This is a genomic window from Leuconostoc sp. (genome assembly GCF_965300815.1).
On record NZ_CBDKZH010000138.1, the window covers coordinates 1 to 2,953 of the forward strand.

Annotated in this window: 4 protein-coding genes and 1 riboswitch; of the genes, 2 read left to right on the forward strand and 2 right to left on the reverse strand. The window is 41.9% G+C overall.

Annotation, left to right across the window (positions count from 1 at the left end):
* Both ACW12G_RS07300 and ACW12G_RS07305 read right to left on the reverse strand, forming a co-directional pair.
* Positions 1-546 carry an ECF transporter S component gene (locus ACW12G_RS07300; RefSeq protein ID WP_029509301.1) on the reverse strand — a complete coding sequence of 182 codons (546 nt, stop codon included), beginning with the start codon at positions 544-546 and terminating at the stop codon, positions 1-3.
* Positions 543-1,538: a nucleoside hydrolase gene (locus tag ACW12G_RS07305; protein ID WP_455647642.1), complete on the reverse strand. Its 996-nt coding sequence runs from the start codon at positions 1,536-1,538 to the stop codon at positions 543-545. The genes ACW12G_RS07300 and ACW12G_RS07305 overlap by 4 nt, the downstream gene beginning before the upstream one ends.
* A 19-nt stretch (positions 1,539-1,557) precedes the next feature.
* A riboswitch (PreQ1 riboswitch) is annotated at positions 1,558-1,603 on the reverse strand.
* Positions 1,604-1,886: 283 nt separating this feature from the next.
* Between ACW12G_RS07305 and ACW12G_RS07310 the strand changes: the two genes are divergently transcribed.
* Together ACW12G_RS07310 and ACW12G_RS07315 are read left to right on the forward strand one after the other, a co-directional pair.
* The gene (locus ACW12G_RS07310; protein ID WP_029509299.1) at positions 1,887-2,117 is read left to right on the forward strand and encodes a hypothetical protein; all 231 of its coding nucleotides are present in this window, start codon (positions 1,887-1,889) and stop codon (positions 2,115-2,117) included.
* 111 nt (positions 2,118-2,228) lie between these two features.
* Positions 2,229-2,795, forward strand: coding sequence for a hypothetical protein (locus ACW12G_RS07315; RefSeq protein ID WP_455647643.1), 567 nt, complete (start codon positions 2,229-2,231; stop codon positions 2,793-2,795).
* Positions 2,796-2,953 lie beyond the last annotated feature (158 nt).

Sequence of the window (2,953 nt, forward strand, 5' to 3'; positions counted from 1 at the left end):
TTATTTAATATAGCGATGAATGACTGGATAAACAATCGCTACCACATAAACACCGATCAAGCGATCAAGGTAATCTGTCCCCACTTGAACCAAAAAGACTGCGACGACTTCATTAATGCCCATGCCATGCAGCACTTGGACAATCATACTTGACCCTGATGACGTAATGCCATGAAAGAGCATGACGGTAATTATCGTGCTGACAATCGTTGCTGGCAACGAAATAACCAAAGCCAACCACCAAATATTTTTGATATCGGTTGGCTTGAACTTTTTATAGACCAGACCAGCCATTAAGGCCACGGTAATTTGACTCGGCATGTAATAAATCGAGAATAAGTCGCCAGTTGCGCCGTTAATCAGGGCTGTTAAGACACCTGTAATCACACCACCAATTGGTCCAAAGAACGCACTGCCTAACAAGGTCCCAATTGTATCTAAATAAACTGGTAGCCGTGTATAAAGGGCCAAATGGCCACCCACAATGTTAATCACAATAAAAAGCGCAATGAGGGCAATTTTTTGTGCTGAAAACTGTTTTGTCATGATAATCGCTCCAAATCTGTGGCGATGTTATCAAGCTCTTTTTCAATTGTTGTCACATCGCGTGTTAATAAGCCACCCACAATATAGGCCATTGCCTGTTTAGCGTCAATTTGTTGTAAAATTTTCGCATTTGCTGGTCGCTGCCAAAAGTCGGCCCCGTCCACAATACTTTGCCCCAAGGCGACGCCTGAGGTTACCACCGTCACATATTTTTCGATGGCTGTTGCCAGTTCAGGGTGTAAGGCGTAAACAATGACCAACGGATCGTTAATCACCGCCCCCAAAACATGTTCTTGCGCCCAATGAAAATCAAAGTAAAATGGCAAAATTTGTTCAACAAAGGCTGATTTATCAGCATCCAAATAATGCATCATTTGCAAAATATTGGGCGTCATCACAATTTTACGGGTCACGTCTAGCGGCACCAATTCAATCATCAGCGGACTATTTTGGAAAACATAATCGGCCGCATCGGGATCCACCCAAAAATTGTATTCAGCAACTGGGGAGGTATTCCCATTGGTTTGATAGGCCCCACCCATCACAATCAAACGTGAAACATGGGACCAAAGTTCTGGTTGCGTTTTCAGCGACTGCGCGACGTTGGTTAATGGCCCTAACGCCATAAACCAAACGTCATCGTGTGCTTGTAACAAAGCTTCATACCCTGCTTGCGCATCTAATGGTGAAGCGCTCACGTCAGTAACTGGTGGCATTTGGCTGTCGCCCATGCCATCAATTCCGTGAGTATCTTGGGCACTCACATATTCATGGGTCCAAGGGGTCGTGGCCCCAGCAAAGACTGGGATATCTAACCGATCGACTTCACGCAAGACTTTTAGCGCATTGGCGATGCCAATCTCAGTTGGGACGTTACCAGCGACAATTGAAATCCCAATGACTTCAATCATTGGCGACTGCAACGCCACCAGTAACGCGAGGCTATCATCAATGCCAGGATCAGCATCGATAATCACTTGATGTTTTTGCATTATCTCTCCTACCTTTCAAGGGTTCTTGGTTTTTTATCACTGGGAAGTTTTCGAACCAGTCCAACGGGAAGCCGTTGATTTTTGATAAATGCTTATTAAGTGTATCAAAAATCACGTCACAAAAGAACCCCTAGCCCCAGATGTCCCAACTTCCAACATGCAAACGTTTAGCAATTCGCTTGATAAAACCGATAAATATGATACAATTCGGTTGACTGACACCTAAAACTCATTTAATATATTTTATGGAAAAAATCACTTTGTCCGTTGTAAATTTGCAACATCATGCGGTAGATCAACACATCATGTGCTAAACAATCACAGTAAAAGGTTTTTGGGGGAGAAAAAATGGCTGAAATTTTATGCATTCTTTGGCTGATAGCAACATTAATCTTTATGTTGTTATTAGTTGTTTTTTTCGTTGATAAAATCAACAAACGACCAAGTGCAATTAATCTACGGACACTTATTATTGCTTTCTTTGTCGTTTTTGTCTTTTTTGCTGGGATTATCGGGGCAGCCATTATGGATGCTGCTGAAACACAGCCAACAGCCTACCAAACAAAGCAAACACAATAACCCGACGTTTGCGTCATGCCCAAGTGGGCGTACATATTGGACCATGCAGTCGCTCAAATAAGCGCAACATGTGCTGAGCATCCACATAAAAAGGCTTTAGGGAGTCATGAGATGACAGAAATTTTTTCCATACTATCTCTAATTGCGGCAATCGCATTTATCGTTTTGTTGGTAATTTACGTCATTGATAAAATTCGCAAGCGTCAAGGGTCGATCCGTTTACGCACGGTTATGATTGCTTTTGTCGTCGCACTCGCCTTCTTGAGTGCGTTAGTCGTAACAATGATTGCACAATCAAAACGTGATGCACACGACCAAGATCCTAAAGCGTACCAATCAAAGATCACTTACAACCAAGTTGCGCGTAATCCTGAGCAATTCGATGACAAGAAGTTAAAATTCACTGGTCGCGTTTTGCAAGTGATCAATGTCGAAGATGATGAAATTGAAGTGCCAATTGCCGTTGATAATAATGAGGATCACGTGATGATCGTTGAAATCGATCGCCACTTACTTAAAAACGCAAGTATTTTAGAAGACGATCTCATCACTGTATCAGGGATTGGTGATGGAACCAAGTCTTACAATGACCCCAACCATGGTCATGTGACTGTCCCATACATGGAAGCTAAAATCGTCAACAATCGTGGTGATACGAACGATATTTACGAAGAATAATTGTCATTTGTTGGTGTGAAGAGACACAACGTCAAAATTTGATCAATAAAATACGCACATAAAAACCGCTAAACGTTTGTTTAGCGGTTTTTATGTGTATTTTTTCAAAATAAAAAGCCTAACAGGCTTCTTGATAAAACGGATATACATTACAAAAC

What these genes read in the sequence shown, in the direction of transcription:
- ACW12G_RS07300 (WP_029509301.1), bottom strand. Translation starts at nt 546, where the DNA reads ATGACAAAACAGTTTTCAGCACAAAAAATTGCCCTCATTGCGCTTTTT.
- ACW12G_RS07305 (WP_455647642.1), bottom strand. Translation starts at nt 1,538, where the DNA reads ATGCAAAAACATCAAGTGATTATCGATGCTGATCCTGGCATTGATGAT.
- ACW12G_RS07310 (WP_029509299.1), top strand. Translation starts at nt 1,887, where the DNA reads ATGGCTGAAATTTTATGCATTCTTTGGCTGATAGCAACATTAATCTTT.
- ACW12G_RS07315 (WP_455647643.1), top strand. Translation starts at nt 2,229, where the DNA reads ATGACAGAAATTTTTTCCATACTATCTCTAATTGCGGCAATCGCATTT.